This is a genomic window from Goodfellowiella coeruleoviolacea, from assembly GCF_024171785.1.
Lineage (GTDB): Bacteria > Actinomycetota > Actinomycetes > Mycobacteriales > Pseudonocardiaceae > Goodfellowiella > Goodfellowiella coeruleoviolacea.
The window spans coordinates 66,982-84,005 of record NZ_JAMTCK010000008.1 but is presented as its reverse complement, the minus strand read 5'-3'; the positions used below and the strand labels follow the sequence as shown (position 1 = coordinate 84,005).

12 protein-coding genes are annotated in these 17,024 nt (G+C 72.8%); 8 read left to right on the top strand and 4 right to left on the bottom strand.

The window, feature by feature from the left end:
- The first annotated feature begins 44 nt into the window (after positions 1–44).
- Together LX83_RS18355 and idi are read left to right on the top strand one after the other, a co-directional pair.
- Entirely contained in the window at positions 45–3,374 is a 3,330-nt protein-coding gene (locus LX83_RS18355) for a UvrD-helicase domain-containing protein (protein ID WP_253772955.1), read from the top strand.
- Between the two features lie 334 nt (positions 3,375–3,708).
- On the top strand, positions 3,709–4,320 hold the full coding sequence (gene idi, locus LX83_RS18350) for an isopentenyl-diphosphate Delta-isomerase (RefSeq protein WP_253772953.1): 612 nt from the start codon (positions 3,709–3,711) through the stop codon (positions 4,318–4,320).
- A gap of 60 nt (positions 4,321–4,380) precedes the next feature.
- Here idi and LX83_RS18345 read toward each other — a convergent pair whose 3' ends face one another.
- From LX83_RS18345 to LX83_RS18330, 4 genes are all read right to left on the bottom strand, one after another.
- On the bottom strand, positions 4,381–5,145 hold the full coding sequence (locus tag LX83_RS18345; RefSeq protein WP_253772952.1) for an FkbM family methyltransferase: 765 nt from the start codon (positions 5,143–5,145) through the stop codon (positions 4,381–4,383).
- A gap of 72 nt (positions 5,146–5,217) precedes the next feature.
- Positions 5,218–6,720, bottom strand: a complete 1,503-nt coding sequence (locus tag LX83_RS18340) for a CoA-acylating methylmalonate-semialdehyde dehydrogenase (RefSeq protein ID WP_253772951.1) — start codon at positions 6,718–6,720, stop codon at positions 5,218–5,220.
- Positions 6,717–8,060, bottom strand: a complete 1,344-nt coding sequence (locus tag LX83_RS18335; protein ID WP_253772950.1) for an aspartate aminotransferase family protein — start codon at positions 8,058–8,060, stop codon at positions 6,717–6,719. The genes LX83_RS18340 and LX83_RS18335 overlap by 4 nt, the downstream gene beginning before the upstream one ends.
- A gap of 255 nt (positions 8,061–8,315) precedes the next feature.
- Positions 8,316–8,642 carry a hypothetical protein gene (locus LX83_RS18330; RefSeq protein ID WP_253772949.1) on the bottom strand — a complete coding sequence of 109 codons (327 nt, stop codon included), beginning with the start codon at positions 8,640–8,642 and terminating at the stop codon, positions 8,316–8,318.
- A 387-nt stretch (positions 8,643–9,029) separates the two neighbouring features.
- On the opposite strand from LX83_RS18330, the gene LX83_RS18325 reads away from it, so the two are divergent.
- From LX83_RS18325 to LX83_RS18300, 6 genes are all read left to right on the top strand, one after another.
- A complete protein-coding gene (locus tag LX83_RS18325) occupies positions 9,030–10,715 on the top strand; it encodes a PucR family transcriptional regulator (RefSeq protein ID WP_253772948.1) in 1,686 nt (561 codons plus the stop codon).
- 333 nt (positions 10,716–11,048) lie between these two features.
- Positions 11,049–12,623 (top strand): NCS1 family nucleobase:cation symporter-1, encoded by a 1,575-nt coding sequence (locus LX83_RS18320; RefSeq protein WP_253772947.1) that lies wholly within the window; start codon positions 11,049–11,051, stop codon positions 12,621–12,623.
- Complete coding sequence (locus LX83_RS18315; RefSeq protein ID WP_253772946.1) at positions 12,574–13,416, top strand: nitrilase-related carbon-nitrogen hydrolase; 843 nt, start codon at positions 12,574–12,576, stop codon at positions 13,414–13,416. Before LX83_RS18320 ends, LX83_RS18315 begins: the two co-directional genes overlap by 50 nt.
- Before the next feature lie 218 nt (positions 13,417–13,634).
- The gene (gene hydA, locus LX83_RS18310; protein ID WP_253772945.1) at positions 13,635–15,038 is read left to right on the top strand and encodes a dihydropyrimidinase; all 1,404 of its coding nucleotides are present in this window, start codon (positions 13,635–13,637) and stop codon (positions 15,036–15,038) included.
- A gap of 38 nt (positions 15,039–15,076) precedes the next feature.
- Positions 15,077–16,084 (top strand): TIGR03842 family LLM class F420-dependent oxidoreductase, encoded by a 1,008-nt coding sequence (locus LX83_RS18305; protein ID WP_253772943.1) that lies wholly within the window; start codon positions 15,077–15,079, stop codon positions 16,082–16,084.
- A gap of 267 nt (positions 16,085–16,351) precedes the next feature.
- Positions 16,352–16,960, top strand: a complete 609-nt coding sequence (locus LX83_RS18300; protein ID WP_253772941.1) for a hypothetical protein — start codon at positions 16,352–16,354, stop codon at positions 16,958–16,960.
- The last annotated feature ends 64 nt before the right edge of the window (positions 16,961–17,024 follow it).

Sequence of the window (17,024 nt, the reverse complement as noted above, 5' to 3'; positions counted from 1 at the left end):
ACCAGGGGCGGAACTGTCGGTGGTGCGTGGGAAGATCGGCCGCCGTGCGGTACTACGCGGACCTCCACATCCATTCCAAGTACAGCAGGGCCTGCAGCCGCGACTGCGACCTGGAACACCTGTCCTGGTGGGCGCGCCGCAAGGGGATCACCCTGCTCGGCACCGGCGACTTCACCCACCCCGCGTGGGCCGAGGAGCTGCGCACCAAACTCGTGCCGGCCGAGCCCGGCCTGTTCAAGCTGCGTGAGGACCTGGACAGGGAGGTGCTGCGCACGCTGCCACCGTCCTGCCACACACCGGTCCGCTTCCTGCTCGAAGTGGAGATATCCACGATCTACAAGCGCGGCGACCGCACCCGCAAGGTGCACCACCTGTGCTACGTGCCCGACCTGGACGCCGCCGCCGAGTTCACCCGCCGGCTGGAGAAGATCGGCAACCTGCACTCCGACGGCCGGCCCATCCTCGGCCTGGACTCGCGCGACCTGCTGGAGATCACCCTGTCCTCGGGCGAGGGCGGCTACCTGATCCCCGCGCACGTGTGGACGCCGTGGTTCGCCGTGCTCGGTTCCAAGTCCGGTTTCGACGCCGTCGAGGACTGCTACGCCGACCTGGCCGACCACATCTTCGCCGTGGAGACCGGGCTGTCCTCGGACCCGGCCATGAACTGGCGGGTGTCCAAGTTGGACAAGTTCCACCTGGTCAGCAACTCCGACGCGCACTCCCCGCCCATGCTGGGCCGCAACGCCACCGTGCTGGACACCGACCTGGACTACTTCGCCGTGCGCGACGCGCTGGCGAGCGGCACCGGGTATGTCGGCACCGTGGACATGTTCCCGGAAGAGGGCAAGTACCACCACGACGGGCACCGCAAGTGCGGGGTGCGGCTGAGCCCGGAAGAGACCAGGAAGCTCCAGGGCCGCTGCCCGGAGTGCGGCAAGCCGTTGACCGTGGGCGTGCTCTACCGCGTCGAGGAGCTGGCCGACCGCGACCCGACCGCGGTGTCCGGTCCGAACGCGACAGACCGGCCGGCCAGCGCCGGTGAGTTCCTCAGCATCGTGCCGCTGCCCGAGATCATGGGCGAGATCCTGCGGGTGGGACCGAAGAGCAAGGCCGTGCGCCAGGCCGTGGACGAGGTGGTCAACGCGGTCGGGCCGGAAATGGCCGTGCTGCTGGAGAAACCCCTCGACGAGATCGAGCGGGCGGGCTCGCCGCTGCTGGTCGAGGCGATCTCCCGGCTGCGCCGGGGCGAGGTGCGCCGCGAGGCCGGCTACGACGGCGAGTACGGGGTGATCTCGCTGTTCGAGCCCGGTGAGATCGGCGCGCCCAGCGCACAGGCGCCCGGCCTGTTCGACATCCCGGCCGAGGTGCCCGCGCCCCGCCCGGCCCGGGAGTCCACCCCGCGGCCCACTCGCGCACCCGCCCCGGAGAAGACCACTGTGGACAGTGGGGACGGTGCGGAACCCGCCACCGGCGGCGGGGACGGGCCGGTCACCGCGCGGCCCACCGGCTCGCTGCTGGACGGGCTCGATCCCGACCAGCGCGCCGCCGCGGAACTCACCGCCGGGCAGGTGCTCATCGTCGCCGGTCCCGGCACCGGCAAGACCCGCACCCTGACCCACCGGCTGGCGCACCTGGTCCTGGAACGCGACGTGCCCGCCGAGCACTGCCTGGCCATCACCTTCACCCGCCGCGCCTGCGCGGAGCTGCGCGAGCGGCTGGCCGCGCTGGCTGGCGAGCACGCGGGGCGCATCACCGTGGCCACCTTCCACGCGCTGGGCCTGGGCGTCCTGCGCGAGCAGCACGACCGGGTCGGCCGCTCCGCCCGGTTCGGCGTGGCCGACGACGCGCAGCGGCTGGCCGTGTTGGGTGAGCTGATCGGGGACGGCACCGAGCGCCAGGCCCGCCGGCTGCTCGCCGACGTGTCCTCGGCCAAGCGCACGCTGGCGGGGCGCACGGCGTCGTCGGCCAGCACGCCCAGCCCGGTCGACCCCGACCTCGCCGACCTGGTGGCCCGCTACGACCAGGCGCTGCGCGCGCGGGACCTGGTCGACTTCGACGACCTGATCGCGTTGCCGGTCACCCTGCTCTCCGCCGACCCCGACCTGGTGGCGCACTACCGCGACCGGTTCCGCTGGATCTGCGTTGACGAGTACCAGGACGTCGACGAACTCCAGTACCTGCTGCTGCGCCTGCTCACCCCGGCGGACGGGAACCTCTGCGCCATCGGCGATCCCGACCAGGCCATCTACGCCTTCCGCGGCGCCGACGTGGGTTTCTTCCTGCGCTTCCAGGAGGACTTCCCCACGGCCCGGCTGGTGCACCTGACCCGGAACTACCGCTCCAGCAAGGTGATCGTGGCTGGCGCGCTGGCCGCCATCGCCCCGAGCAGCCTGGTGCCCGGCCGCGAACTGCACGCCATGCGCGTGCAGCCCTCGGCCGACCGCATCCACGTCCGGTCCTGTGTGGACGAAGAGGCCGAGGCGCAGTTCGTGGTGCGCGAGATCGACACGCTGTTGGGCGGCTCCTCGTTCCACTCGCGTGACTCCGGGCGGGTCGACTCCGACGGCTTCGCACACGGCGTGTCCTTCAGCGACATCGCCGTGCTGTACCGGACCGACGCGCAGGCCAGGCCGATCGCCGCGGCGCTGGCCCGCGAGGGCCTGCCGTTCCAGAAGCGGTCGCACGACCGGCTGGCCGAGCACCCGGGCGTGCGGGAGGTGCTGCGCCACCTGCCGGCGCCGACCGCGTCCGAGGTGGAGCACACGCCGTTGCGCGTGCTGGTCGACCGGGCCGCCCAGCAGGCCGGCGAGGCCGTCGCCCGAGGCACTGGACTGACCACTGTGGACGACACGCCGGACGAGGCCGGGCGCGGCCTGGTCGCGGCCGTGCGGGAGGCCGCCGACCTGCTCGCCCCGCTGGCCGACGCGCACCGCGCGGCCGGCGAGCACGAGCGGCTGCGGGCGTTCCTCGGGTTCCTGTCCGAGCTGCGGCTCGGGGCCGAGGTGGACACCTGGGACCCGCGCGCCGACCGGATCTCGCTGCTCACCCTGCACGCCGCCAAGGGCCTGGAGTTCCCGGTGGTGTTCCTGGTCGGCTGCGCCGACGGCACCCTGCCGCTGCGCTGGCCCGGTGCGTCCGACGAGGCGGCCGCCGAGGCCGAGGCCGAGGAGCGGCGGCTGTTCTTCGTGGGCGTGAGCCGGGCGCAGACCCACCTGTACCTGAGCCACCCGGCCCGGCGCAGCCGCAACGGCCAGCGCCAGGACGTGCGGCCGTCGCCGTTCCTGGCCGCGCTCGGCCCGGAGCTGCTGGACCGGGGCAGTGACCCGGCCCGCCCGCGCGGCGGTGGCCGCAGCCAGCAACTCCGCCTGCTGTGATCACCCATTGGAGTGAAGCACCGGCCACCTGATCGGGTGGCTCCCGACACCGCGCGGGAGCCACCCCACCCGGCTGCCCGGTCCCGCGCCCTTGGCACCGGCGCCACCTGGGGTTGTGCGTGATCAGCCGAGGTTTGCACGTACCTGATTCACCCGTTCGGGCCTGCGTGAGATGTCAACTCGGGAGGTTTGCAAAGTCGACTCGCGGGGGTGGGGAGGCTCGATCAGGGGTTGGAAGAGGTCACCCTGATGGGTTGTTCGGGCCGTGGTGGCCCGATCGGGCCGTGGTGGTGGTTAGGCTCGCGGCGAGGCGACGAGCGCAGAGGGTGTGGTCATGGCGGGTGAGCTGGTGGAAGCGAACGGCGAGCAGGTGGTGCTGTGCGGCCCCCGGCACGAGCGCATCGGCACCGCGCCCAAGGCCGAGGTGCACACCGGCGCCACCCCGCTGCACCTGGCGTTCTCCTGTTACGTGTTCGACCAGGACGGCCAGCTGCTGGTCACCCACCGGGCGGCCAGCAAGACCACCTGGCCTGGCGTGCGCACCAACTCCTGCTGCGGCCACCCCGCGCCGGACGAGCCCATGGTGGCGGCCGTGGCCCGGCGGCTGCGCCACGAACTGGGGCTGACCACCGACCGGATCGAGCTGATCCTGCCCGACTTCACCTACCGGGCCACCATGGCCAACGGCGTGGTCGAGCACGAGGTGTGCCCGGTGTACCGGGCGGTGGTGGCCACCGGCACGGTCGCGCACCCCAACCCGACCGAGGTGGACCGCGCCTACTGGTACCCGTGGCGGCGGTTCGTGGCCGAGGCCGCGGCCGACCCGGGCCAGATCTCCCCGTGGAGCGGGTGGCAGGTCGCCGAACTGGCCGAGCTGGGCGATGACCCGCTGGCCTGGCCGGTGGCCGGGGACGAGCGGCTGCCACCGGCCGCGAAGGTCGCCTAGCTCCAGCCCGTCACCAGGTCCCGGTGCCCGACGCTCGACGGCTGGGCCCGGCCGGGGCGGTCAGGGCCGCCGGTCGGGATGGGTGAACAGGTAGTTGCGCGCCCGGGTGGTGATCCGGTCGACCGGCCGCCACGCAGTGCCCGACCAGGTCGACATCTGGTACCCGCGCTCGCGCAGCCAGTCGGCCACGTCCGCCGCGGAGTGGCCGTAGCGCTCGGTGTGCCGCGCCTCGATCTCCAGCAGCAGCGACGGCCGGAACCGCTCGATCGTCTTGCGCGCGCCGTGCAGCAGGGACAGCTCGGCGCCCTCCACGTCGCCCTTGACGAAGTCGAGCCGGTGCAGACCGCGGTGGACGGCGAACTGGTCGATGGTCTCGACCCGCACGTTGACCTCGACGTGGTCCTCGAACTCGGCGTTGGAGCCCAGCCCCCGCGCGCCCTCGTCCACAAAGGACCTGCCGGTCACCAGCACGCCGTTGCGCACCGGCACCCGCATGACGGTCCTGCCCGGCTCCTGGCCGAACGCCATGCTGTGCCGGACGATGTTGGGTCCGCTGCGCGGCCGGAGCACGGCGCTGAGCGCGGGGTGAGCGAACAGCAGTGGTTCCACGCTGTGCACGGTGCCCTGCGGTCCGACCAGGTCGGCCAGCACCGCGGTGTAGTAGCCGAGCGCGGCACCCACGTCCAGGCAGACGTCCCCGGGCCGCACCACCGCGCGCAGGCCGAGCAGTTCCGGCTCCACCCACGGGGTGAACCTGGCCAGCAACTGGAACAGGTTGGCGACCGCCTTGGTGCGGACGGCCGGGAAGTCCTGTGTCACGCTCACCCGGTCGATGGTATTCGAAAGGGTGATGGCCCGGCGCGTTGCGCGACCGAACACGCCGGGCCCACCCGCCGATCAGGTGGCGTGCGGGAAGCCCAGGTTCACCCCCCGGTGGGCCGGGTCGGGCCACCGGCTGGTCACCACCTTGGCCCGGGTGAAGAAGTGCACGCCGTCCGGGCCGTAGGCGTGGGTGTCACCGAACAGCGAGTCCTTCCAGCCGCCGAACGAGTAGTGCGCCACCGGCACCGGGATCGGCACGTTGATCCCGACCATGCCGACCTCGATCTCGTGCTGGAACCGGCGGGCCGCGCCACCGTCGTTGGTGAACACGGCCGTGCCGTTGCCGTACGGGTTGGCGTTGACCAGTTCCACCGCCTCGGTGTAGCTGGCCGCGCGCAGCACGCTGAGCACCGGGCCGAAGATCTCGTCGGTGTAGACCGACATCTCCGGGCCGACCCGGTCGAACAGGGTGGGGCCCAACCAGAACCCGCCGGCCGCGCCGTCCACGACCTGGCCCCGACCGTCCACCACCAGCTCGGCACCCTCGGCCACCCCAGCGTCCACATAGGACGCCACGCGGTCCCGGTGCGCGGCGGTCACCAGCGGCCCCATGTCGCAGCCGGGCCGCCGGCCGTCGCCAACGCGCAGCCGGGCCATCCGCTCCTTGATCCTGGCCACCAGCTCGTCGCCGACCGGGTCGACCGCGACCACCGCGGAGACCGCCATGCAGCGCTCACCGGCCGAGCCGAAGCCCGCGGACACGGCCGCGTCCGCGGCCAGCTCCAGGTCGGCGTCGGGCAGCACCACCATGTGGTTCTTGGCGCCGCCCAGCGCCTGCACGCGCTTGCCGGCCGCGGTGGCCCGCTGGTACACGTACCGCGCGATCGGCGTGGACCCCACGAAGGACACCGCCCGCACGTCGGCGTGGTCCAGGATCGCGTCAACCGCGACCTTGTCGCCGTGCACCACGTTGAACACCCCGTCGGGCAGACCGGCCTCGGCGAACAGCTCGGCCAGGGCGTTGGCCGCGGACGGGTCCTTCTCGCTGGGCTTGAGCACCACGGTGTTGCCGCAGGCGATCGCGAGCGGCACGAACCACAGCGGCACCATGGCCGGGAAGTTGAACGGCGAGATCACCGCGACCACGCCCAGTGGCTGGCGCAGCGAGTACACGTCGACCAGGGTGGCGGCGTTCTCGCTGAAGCCGCCCTTGAGCAGGTGCGGCACACCGCAGGCGAACTCCACGCAGTCCAGCCCGCGCCGCACCTCGCCGGCCGCGTCCGCGAGCACCTTGCCGTGCTCGGCGGTGACCAGCGCGGCCAGTTCGTCGGCGCGCGCGGCCAGCAGCTCGCGGAACGCGAACAGCACGGCCGACCGCCTGGCCAGCGACGCGTCCCGCCAGGCGGGGAACGCCCGCCGCGCCGCGGCCACGGCCAGGTCCACCTCGGCGGGTGCGGCGAAGTCGACCCGCCCGGTCAGCGCCCCGGTGGCCGGGTCGAACACGTCACCGGCGCGCTCGGCCGGCCCGTCCCACGGTTTGCCGCCGATCCGGTGGGTGATGCGCGCCGGCCCGCTCATGCGCTCAGCTCCTTGTCGGTCGCGGCGATCGCCTCGGTGAGGATGGCCAGGCCCTCGTCGGCCTCCTCCTGGGTCAGCGTCATCGGCGGGGCCAGCCGGATCACGTTGTTGCGCATCCCGCCCTTGCCCACCAGCAGCCCACGCGTCCTGGTGTGCTCCAGCAGGCTGGCCGCGGCCGCCTGGCTGGGCGTGGTGGTGCCGGGCTCGACCAGCTCGATGCCGATCATCAGACCCTTGCCGCGCACCTCGCCCACCACCGGGTGCCGGTCGACCAGCGCGCGCAGCCCGTCCAGCAGCCGGCGGCCCAGCCGGTCGGCGTTGGCCTGCAGGTCGTGGTCGAGCAGGTAGTCCAGGGTGGCGCGGGCGGCGGTGGTGGCCACCGGGTTGCCACCGAAGGTGGAGATGGAGTTGGCGGTGATCGCGTCCATCACCTCGGCCCTGGCCACCACCCCGCCGATGGCCATGCCGTTGCCCAGGCCCTTGGCGAAGGTCATGGCGTCGGGCGTCACGCCGTGCGCCTGGATGCCCCAGAAGTGCTCACCGGTGCGGCCCCAGCCGGTCTGCACCTCGTCGGAGACCAGCAGGATGCCGTGCTCGTCGAGCACCTCCTTCATCGCGCCGAACAGGCCGTCCGGCGGCACGATGAACCCGCCGACGCCCTGGATCGGCTCCGCGATCAGGCAGGCCACGTCCCCGGCCGTGCTGGTGGCCAGCACGTCGCGCAGGTCGGCGACGCACGCGGCGATGTAGTCGGCGTCGGAGAGGTCGCGGAACGGGCTGCGGTAGCGGTAGCCGCCGTGCACGTGGCTGACCCGGACCGGGCTGAGCGAGCTGGCCGCCCAGCCGCGGTTGCCGGTGACGCCGATGGTGGCGAAGGCCCGCCCGTGGTAGGAGTTGCGCAGGGTCAGCACCTGGTTGCTGCGCCGGTACTGGGTGGCCAGCATCAGCGCGGTCTCGTTGGCCTCGGTGCCCGAGTTGGTGAAGAACACCTTGGCGTCGGGGATGCCGGACAGCTCCGCGATCCGCTCGGCCAGCTCCACCTGGGAGCGGATCAGGTACAGCGTGGAGGTGTGCAGCACGCCGGTGTCCACCTGGCGGCGGATCGCGTCGCTGATCTCGGGGATGTCGTAGCCGATCGCGTTGGTCAGGATGCCGGCGAAGAAGTCCAGGTACACCGTGCCGTTGGCGTCGGTGACCCGGCGGCCGGAGGCGCTGACCACCTCGATCGGCTCCTGGTAGTACAGGGCCAGCCAGGTGGGCAGCACGGCCCGGTGCCGGTCCAGCAGGGTGCGGTCGGTGGCGCGCTGGTCGTGCTGGTCCGGCTGGTCTCCGGGTGCCATGGTGTCCTCCTGGGGCGTGGCTGGTCGCGGGGCCGCGGCCGGGCGGCCCGTGACGGGCTGTCCTCGGTTGTCGAGTGTGCTGAGTTGGGGACAGCCACCACTATGGACACGTTGTGTCGGGTTCGCTCGCGTCGCTGACGGTGTGTCCGTCGGCCCGGCCGACGCCGTGTGCCAGGACGCCGTGTGCCAGGCGGCCCGGCCGACGCGGTGCGGCAGGTCAGCCGGGCGGCCCCGGCTCGGCCGAGCGCGCGGCGGTCAGTTGCGGCAGTCGGTGTCGTTCTGCGTCCGCTGGGCGATGACCTCGCCGGTGCTCGCCCGCACGGACACGGACTTGACCTCGGTCGAGAACGTGGCCGCGTTGGCGATGGAACAGATGGCCAGCGCCTCGGCCGTGCCGGTGATGCTGAGGCTGGTCTTGACCACCAGCGCGGTGCCGTCCGTGGTCACGTCCTGCACGCTCGGCCAGCGGCTCAGCGAGTTGCGAACGGCCGTGGGGTTGACGGTCGAGGTGGTGGTGGCCGACCCGGCCTCGGTCACCGAAGCCTCCAGGACCGGGGCGGACGAGCCCTCCTCGGTGGTCACGGGGGCCGCGGCGCCACCGTCTGCGGCCGTGCCGCCGCCAACCGCGGCACAGCCGGTCGTGACCACGACCGCCGCCAGGGCAGCCACTACCGCCGCCGACTGCTTCGCTCTGCTCGTGTGCACTTTCGGGGGTTCCCCTCCGTCGGTGTCGTCTGTCCGGCCACACGAATGGCCCTAGGCAGGATCGGGCCCCGAGACGTGATCACTTACCGCCAGACGGCCCAATCCTGCGCGCCACCCCGGCAGACGGTCGGACCAGCCGCAGTCGGCGGCAGCGCGCGCACCGGCGTCAGCCACCTGTACACCTTGTGTTCGGTTCGTCCCGGATGCTTACGTTGTGTACCGGCCCTCCGGCCAGCCCCGTGTCGCGTCGTCCGAGGAGGACCGGTGTACCCGACCGTCGCTGACGTGCTCGTCCTTCCGGCCGTGCGGCGGGGCCGGCCGGTGGTGGTGGCCGGCCGGGCCGGACTGGACCACCGGGTCCGGTGGGTGCACGTGGCCGAGATCGCGGACATCGCGCACCTGCTGCGCGGCAACGAACTGGTGCTCACCACCGGCATCGCCCTGCCCGAGGACGCGGCCGGGCTCACCCGCTACGTGGCCGAGCTGGCCAGGGTGGGGGCCAGCGGCCTGGTCATCGAGCTGCTCAGGCGCTGGCCGGGTGGGCTGCCCGAGCCGTTGGTCAGCGCCGCCGAGCAGGCCGGGCTGCCGCTGATCGCGCTGCCCAGGGAGACCCGGTTCGTGGCGGTGACCGAGGCGGTGGCCGCGCTGATCGTGAACGCCCAGCTGGCCGAGCTGCGCGCGGCCGAGCAGGTGCACGAGACGTTCACCGCGCTCACCGTGGCCTGCGCCGAGCCCGCCCAGGTGCTGCGCGAGGTGGCCCGCACCGCCGGCCTGCCCGTGGTGCTGGAGACCCTCGGGCACGACGTGCTCGCCTACGACTCGGCCGGCACCGACGCCACCGAGCTGCTGGCCGACTGGGCGGACCGCTCCGCCTCGGTCGCCCTGCCCGAGCGGACCGGCTACCACGAGGACGCCGGCTGGCTGGTCACCTCGGTGGGCGCGCGCGGTGCGGAGTGGGGCCGGCTGGTGCTGGTCTCCCCCACCCCGCCGGCACACCGGCAGGTGGTGGTCGCCGAGCGGGCCGCGTCCGCGCTGGCCGTGCACCGGCTGGTCACCCGGGACCGGGAGAGCCTGGAACGGCACAGCCACCGCACCCTGCTCACCGAGCTGCTGGCCGCCCCGGCCGGGCCGGCCGACCTGGTGGCCAGGGCCGCCGCCCTGGGCGTGCCACTGCGCGGGCGCCGACTGGTCGGGGTGGCCGTGCGGCCGCGCACCACGGCCAGCCGGGATCCGGCGCCCGCCCTGGCCACCCAGGAGCTGCTGCGCGACCTGGCCGAGGCCACCGCGCTGGCCGCCCGGCGGCTGAGCCTGCCCGCGCTGGTCGGGGTGGTGGACGACACCAGCGTGCGGGCACTGCTGGCGCTGCCGGCCACCGGCGAGGTGGACCCGGTGCTGCGCCGGCTCGCCGAGCAGGTCCGGTACGGCGGGTCGGGTGGCAGTGGCCGGTCGGTGCCGGTGGTGGTCGGGGTGGGCAGCACGGTGGACGCGGTCACCGACGCCCGGCGCAGCCTGGTCGAGGCCGACCACGTGGCCGGGGCGGCGGCCCGGGCCCGCACCGGTCGGCGCGCCGACCGACCGGGCCAGCCGAGCCAGTCGGGCCAGTCGGGCCAGTCGGACCCACCCTTCCACCGGCTGGCCGACGTGCGCCTGCCCGGCCTGCTGCACCTGCTGCGCGACGACGACCGGCTGGCCGCGTTCGTGCAGCGCGAGCTGGGGCCGCTGCTGGCCAGGGACGCCCGGCAGGGCACCCGGCTGGTGGAGCTGCTGCGCGGCTACTGCGAGCACGGCGGGAACAAGACCTCGGCTGCCGAGGCGGCGCACCTGTCCCGCACCGCCTACTACCAGCAGCTGGCCCGGATCGAGGGGGTGCTCGGCGTGTCGCTGAACGACCCGGAGTCGGTGCTGTCGCTGTACGTGGCACTGCTGGCGTTGGACATCACCACCACCTGATCGGCGACAGGGTCCACTCAGGACAGACCCGATGTCCACTCAGGACAGCCACGGCAGGTCCGGTTCCCCCGGTCACGGGTGGCTGTCGTGGCAGTGGACGCGCGGGCAAGCCGGCCCGGCGGCGGCGACCCCACGGGCGCGGAGACCGGCACCCGTGCTCGCGCAAGTGGCGGAGTGTGCGGGAAATCCGGCAATCGTGGACAGTGTGACGCTGCCCCGCGGCACCGGGCGCGACCCAGGATGCCGAGATGGAATCCACGCGCCAGGGCCAGCAGCCGGTCGCCGGGATGCTGCCACACCGCGATCGCCCGCCCGCGCCCGGGGTGTGAGGCGATGGGGCCCGGCACCGCACCGCGCCAGCTGACCCACGCCGACGGCCGGGTGGAGCTGACCGACTACACCGCGATCGTGGGCAGCCGGTACGTCAACCCGGAGCTGGCCCCGGTTCCGGTGCGGGCCCGCACCTGGTCGACCTACACCTACTTCGCCCTGTGGATGGGCATGGCCCACAACATCCCCAGCTACCTGCTGGCCTCCGGGCTGGTGGCGATCGGGATGAACTGGCTGCAGGCGTTGCTGACCATCACCCTGGGCAACCTGATCGTGCTGGTGCCGATGCTGCTCAACAGCCACGCCGGCACCAAGTACGGCATCCCCTTCCCGGTGTTCGCCCGCGCCTGCTACGGGGTGCGCGGCGCCAACCTGGCCGCGCTGCTGCGCGCGTTCATCGCCTGCGGCTGGTTCGGCATCCAGACCTGGGTGGGTGGCCAGGCGATCTACGTGATCGTGGGCCAGCTGGCCGGCACCGGCTGGGTGAACGCGCCCCGCGTGCTGGGCCAGCCGTGGACGCTGTGGCTGGGCTTCGCGGTGTTCTGGCTGGTCCAGATGCTGATCATCTGGCGCGGCATGGAGGCGGTGCGCCGGTTCGAGAACTGGAGCGCGCCCCTGGTCACCGCGGCGTTCCTGGTGCTGGTGGTGTGGGTGGTGGTGCGGGCCGGCGGGTTCGGGCCGATCCTGGCCGAACCGTCCGCGCTGGGCTGGGGCGCGGAGTTCTGGCGGGTGTTCGCGCCGTCGCTGATGGGCATGATCGCGTTCTGGGCGACGCTGTCGCTGAACATGCCCGACTTCACCAGGTTCGGCGGCAGCCAGCGCCAACAGGTGCTCGGCCAGGTGCTCGGCCTGCCCACCACCATGTCGTTCATCGCGATCGTGTCGATCGTGACCACCTCGGGCACGGTGGTGCTCTACGGCGAGGCCATCTGGGACCCGGTGCGGCTGGCCAGCCGGTTCAGCAGCCCGGTCGCGGTGATCGCCGCGCTGGTCGCGGTGGTGCTGGCCACGGTGTCGGCCAACCTGGCGGCCAACGTGGTCAGCCCGTCCTACGACTTCTCCAACGCGGTGCCGAAACTGGTCAGCTTCCGGGTCGGCGGGCTGATCACCGGGGTGCTGGGCGTGCTGATCCAGCCGTGGCGGCTGATCGCCGACCCACGCGTCTACATCTTCGCCTGGCTGGGCTTCTACGGCGGGGTGCTGGCGGCCGTGGCCGGGGTGCTGATCGGCGGCTACTGGCTGGTCCACCGCACCCGGCTGGATCTGCCCAGCCTGTACGCGGAGACGGGGCGATACTGGTTCCGCGGGGGCTGGAACTGGCGGGCTGTCGTGGCCACCTGCGTGGGTGCGGTCCTCGCCGTGGGCGGCGCCCACTCCGCCCCCGGCGCCGGCCCGTTCCCGCCGGAGGGCCTGATTCCCGCGCTGAAACCGCTCTACGACTACTCGTGGGTGGCCGGCCTGCTCGGCGCCCTGCTGGTCTACCTCGTCCTGTCCCGTGGCGGCGCGTCCTCGGGGGAAGGGAGAAAGCGTGGCCGACATCGTCAAGGCCGGACTCGTCCAGCAGCGCTGGACCGGTGACAAGGACTCCATGATCGCGGCGGCGGTGGACGCCATCGGCGTGGCCGCCTCGCGCGGCGCCCAGGTGGTGTGCCTGCAGGAGCTGTTCTACGGCCCGTACTTCTGCCAGGTGCAGGACACCGACTACTACTCCTACACCGAGGCCGTGCCGGACGGTCCCACCACGGCGCTGATGCGCGAGGTGGCCGAGCGGCACGGTGTGGTGCTCATCGTGCCGGTGTACGAGGAGGAACAGCCGGGCGTCTACTACAACACCGCGGCGGTGATCGACGCGGACGGCCGGTACCTGGGCAAGCACCGCAAGAACCACCTGCCCCAGGTGAGCGGGTTCTGGGAGAAGTTCTACTTCCGGCCGGGCAACCTGGGCTACCCGGTGTTCGACACGGCGGTGGGCCGGATCGGCGTGTACATCTGCTACGAGCGGCACTTCCCCGAGGGGTGGCGGGCGCTGGGGTTGGGCGGCGCGCGCATCGTGTTCAACCCGTCGGCGACCAGCCGGGGGCTGTCGGAGTACCTGTGGCGGCTGGAGCAGCCGGCCGCGGCCGTGGCCAACGAGTACTTCGTCGGCACGATCAACCGGGTGGGCGTGGAACCCTTGGGCGACAACGAGTTCTACGGCCAGTCCTACTTCGTGGACCCGCGCGGGCAGCTGGTCGGCGAGGCCGCCTCGGACACCGCCGACGAGGTGGTGGTGCGCGAGCTGGACATGGGCGTGCTCGCCGAGGTGCGCGACCTGTGGGCGTTCTACCGGGACCGCCGGCCGGACAGCTACAGGCAGCTCCTCCAGCCGTGACGGTCAGCCGTGACGGTCAGCCGTGACGGTGCGCCGGCTCTGGCCCACACCCCCGCCCTCCCAGGGGGGCGACCCCAGGTCCAGCCTACCCACCCCACCCCGGGCGGGACAGGGCGGCGAGCGGGGCTGTGGACAACTCGGGGCCCTGTGGACAACTGGCACCACGATCGAGTGAATGTGGCCGAGTCGGGACGCGCGTGTGGGAAAGGCGGGCGGCGATGCGCACTGTGGTTCGCGGCGGGCTGGTGGTCAACGCCACCGGGGCGGCACCGGCCGACGTGCTGGTCGAGGGCGAGCGGATCGCCGCCCTGGCCGCGCCGGACGCCGGCCTGACCGACGGCTGGGCGGCCGCGGCCGACCGGGTGGTGGACGCCACCGGCCGGTACGTGCTGCCCGGTGGCGTGGACGCGCACACGCACATGGAGATGCCCTTCGGCGGCACCACGTCCTCGGACACCTTCGCCACCGGCACGGTGGCCGCGGCGTGGGGCGGCACCACCACGATCGTGGACTTCGCCGTGCAGGCCAAGGGCACCAGCGTGCTGTCCACACTGGACGAGTGGCACGCGAAGGCGGACGGCCAGTGCGCGGTGGACTACGGCTTCCACATGATCGTGTCCGACGTCAACGACAACAGCCTCAAGGAGATGGACGCCTGCGTGGCGGCCGGGGTGAGCAGCTTCAAGCTGTTCATGGCCTACCCCGGCGTGCTGTACGCCACCGACGGCGACATCCTGCGGGCGATGCGCCAGGCCACCGGCAACGGCGCGCTGATCATGATGCACGCGGAGAACGGCATCGCCATCGACCAGCTGGTGGCCAGGGCACTGGCCGAGGGCCGCACCGCACCGGTCGAGCACGGCCTGACCCGGCCGCCGGAGCTGGAGGCCGAGGCCACCGGTCGGGCGATCCAGCTGGCCGGGGTGACCGGCGCCCCGCTCTACATCGTGCACCTGTCCTCGGCGCCCGCGCTGGCCGCGGTGAGCCAGGCCCGCGACGCCGGCCAGAACGTGTTCGCCGAGACCTGCCCGCAGTACCTGTTCCTGTCCATCGAGGACCTGGCCAGGCCCGGCTTCGAGGGCGCGAAGTTCGTGTGCTCGCCGCCGCTGCGCCCGGTGGAGCACCAGGCGCCGCTGTGGCGGGGCCTGCGCACCAACGACCTGTCCGTGGTGTCCACCGACCACTGCCCGTTCTGCTTCGCCGAGCAGAAGGAACTGGGTCGGGGCGACTTCTCCCGGATTCCCAACGGCATGCCGGGCGTGGAGCACCGGATGGACCTGCTGCACCAGGGAGTGCTCGCCGGTGAGCTGAGCCTGGCGCGGTGGGTGGAGGTGGCCTCGACCACGCCGGCCCGGATGTTCGGCCTGTACCCGCGCAAGGGTGTCATCGCGCCGGGCTCGGACGCGGACATCGTGGTGTACGACCCGACCGCCACGCAGACGCTGTCGGCCGCCACCCACCACATGAACGTGGACTACTCCGCCTACGAGGGCATGGAGATCACCGGGAAGGTGGACACGGTGCTCTCCAGGGGCCGGGTGGTCCTGGCCGATGACACGTTCACGGGTGCGGCGGGCCACGGCCGGTTCCTGCGTCGCGACCTGTGCCAGTACCTGCACTGACTCCACTTCGGACGGACCGACCGGGTTGGGAGGCCACAATGGACTTCGGTGTCGTGCTGCAGACCGATCCGCCCGCCTCGGCGGTGGTCCGGACCCTGCGCCGGGCCGAGGAACTGGGTTTCTCGCACGGGTGGACGTTCGACTCGTGCGTGCTGTGGCAGGAGCCGTTCGTCATCTACTCGCAGGTGCTGGCGGCCACCAGCCGGATGGTGGTCGGGCCGATGGTGACCAACCCGAGCACCCGCGACTGGTCGGTGACCGCGTCGCTGTTCGCCACCCTCAACGACATGTTCGGCAACCGCACGGTGTGCGGGATCGGCCGGGGCGACTCGGCGCGCCGGGTGATCGGCCGGCCGCCGGCGTCCCTGGCCACCCTGGCCTCGGCCATGCACGTGATCAGGGAGCTGGCCGAGGGCCGGGAGGTGGTGCACCACGGCACGCCGGTGCGCCTCCCGTGGGTGCGCGACGGCCGGCTGGAGGTGTGGATGGCCGCCTACGGGCCCCGGGCGCTGCGCCTGGTCGGCGAGCGGGCCGACGGGTTCATCCTGCAGACCGCCGACCCGGACATCGCCCGGTGGACCATCGCCTCGGTGCGGGCGGCGGCCCGGGACGCCGGACGGGACCCGGCGGCGGTGCGGGTGTGCGTGGCCGCGCCCGCCTACGTGGGCACCGACCTGGCCCACCAGCGCGACCAGTTGCGCTGGTTCGGCGGCATGGTCGGCAACCACGTGGCCGACCTGGTGGCCCGCTACGGCCAGGACGGGCCGGTGCCGCGCGCGCTGACCGACTACATCGCCGGCCGGCGGGGCTACGACTACGCCCACCACGGCCGGGCCGGCAACCCGTCCGCCGACTTCGTGCCGGACCCCATCGTGGACCGGTTCTGCCTGCTCGGGCCGGTCTCGGCGCACCGGGACCGGCTGGCCGAGCTGGCCGAGCTGGGCGTTGACCAGTTCGCCCTCTACCTGATGCACGACGACCGCGAGGCCACCCTGGCCGCGTACGGCGACAGCGTCATCGGTCAGGTGGGCACCGGGGTCGGCTGACCGCGCGCCCGCTCGAAGCCGCGCGCCCGCTCGAACGGGTGGTTTCGCCTCCGTCCCGCGCGGACCGGTATCGGCACCACGGCCCGGCCTCGCCACCGGTGGTGCCGGCCTGATCGCCGGTCGGGCCATCGGCCGTGCCGCCAGGTGGCGGTGTCGAGCTGACCCACTCTCAGTGAATAGTTGCTAAGTACAGCTTCCAGAAGGTAAATATCTAACCAGTTGAACTTTAAAGGACTAGACGGTCCTGCCCGAGTGGAAGGAGTTCCCATGCGCATGTCCGCCCCCAGACGCCTGGCCCTGGCGGCCACCGGCGCGGCCGTGATCACCGGTCTGCTGCTGGGCGGCGCGGCCGGGGCGTCCGCCTCGCCCGCCGCCACCAGCCCGGCCGCCCCGGCCGCCAGCGCGAGCACCGCCATCCCGCACTCCGTCCTGCTCACCTCCGCCGAACTGCCCGACGTCGGCTCCCCGTGGAGCAGCCAGGAGATCACCTACGACACCAACCAGCAGCTGATGGCCTCGGCCGAGACCGCCGACGGGGCCTACACAGCCGGCTCGACGGTGGGCAAGTACCGCAACGAGGCCGAGGCCGCCTACTACAGCGACACCGCGCGCCTGCTGGCCGACGCCCAAAGCCGGATCGGCCAGGGCGGCCTCGACCCGGTGCACTACACCAAGCTGACCACTGTGGACGGTGTGGACGTCTTCCAGGTGGCCTACTACACCTGGGGCTACTACGTGGGTGACGCGGTGGTCTTCGCCACCCACGACGGCCTGTACACCTACCAGGTGAAGCTGTGGCTGCCCGACCCGAGCACCGCCACGCCGGACGTGACCGCCACGATCGCGGCCGTCAAGCGCCACCTGGCCACCCTGTGACGGCCTGACCGCACCCGGGCCGTGGCGGCCTGACGAACCCGGGGGTGCGGGCGCACGCACCCCC

Coding starts and splice junctions, on each gene's coding strand:
- LX83_RS18335 (WP_253772950.1), bottom strand. CDS start 8,060: ATGGCACCCGGAGACCAGCCGGACCAGCACGACCAGCGCGCCACCGAC.
- LX83_RS18340 (WP_253772951.1), bottom strand. CDS start 6,720: ATGAGCGGGCCGGCGCGCATCACCCACCGGATCGGCGGCAAACCGTGG.
- LX83_RS18305 (WP_253772943.1), top strand. CDS start 15,077: ATGGACTTCGGTGTCGTGCTGCAGACCGATCCGCCCGCCTCGGCGGTG.
- hydA (WP_253772945.1), top strand. CDS start 13,635: ATGCGCACTGTGGTTCGCGGCGGGCTGGTGGTCAACGCCACCGGGGCG.
- idi (WP_253772953.1), top strand. CDS start 3,709: ATGGCGGGTGAGCTGGTGGAAGCGAACGGCGAGCAGGTGGTGCTGTGC.
- LX83_RS18320 (WP_253772947.1), top strand. CDS start 11,049: ATGGGGCCCGGCACCGCACCGCGCCAGCTGACCCACGCCGACGGCCGG.
- LX83_RS18300 (WP_253772941.1), top strand. CDS start 16,352: ATGCGCATGTCCGCCCCCAGACGCCTGGCCCTGGCGGCCACCGGCGCG.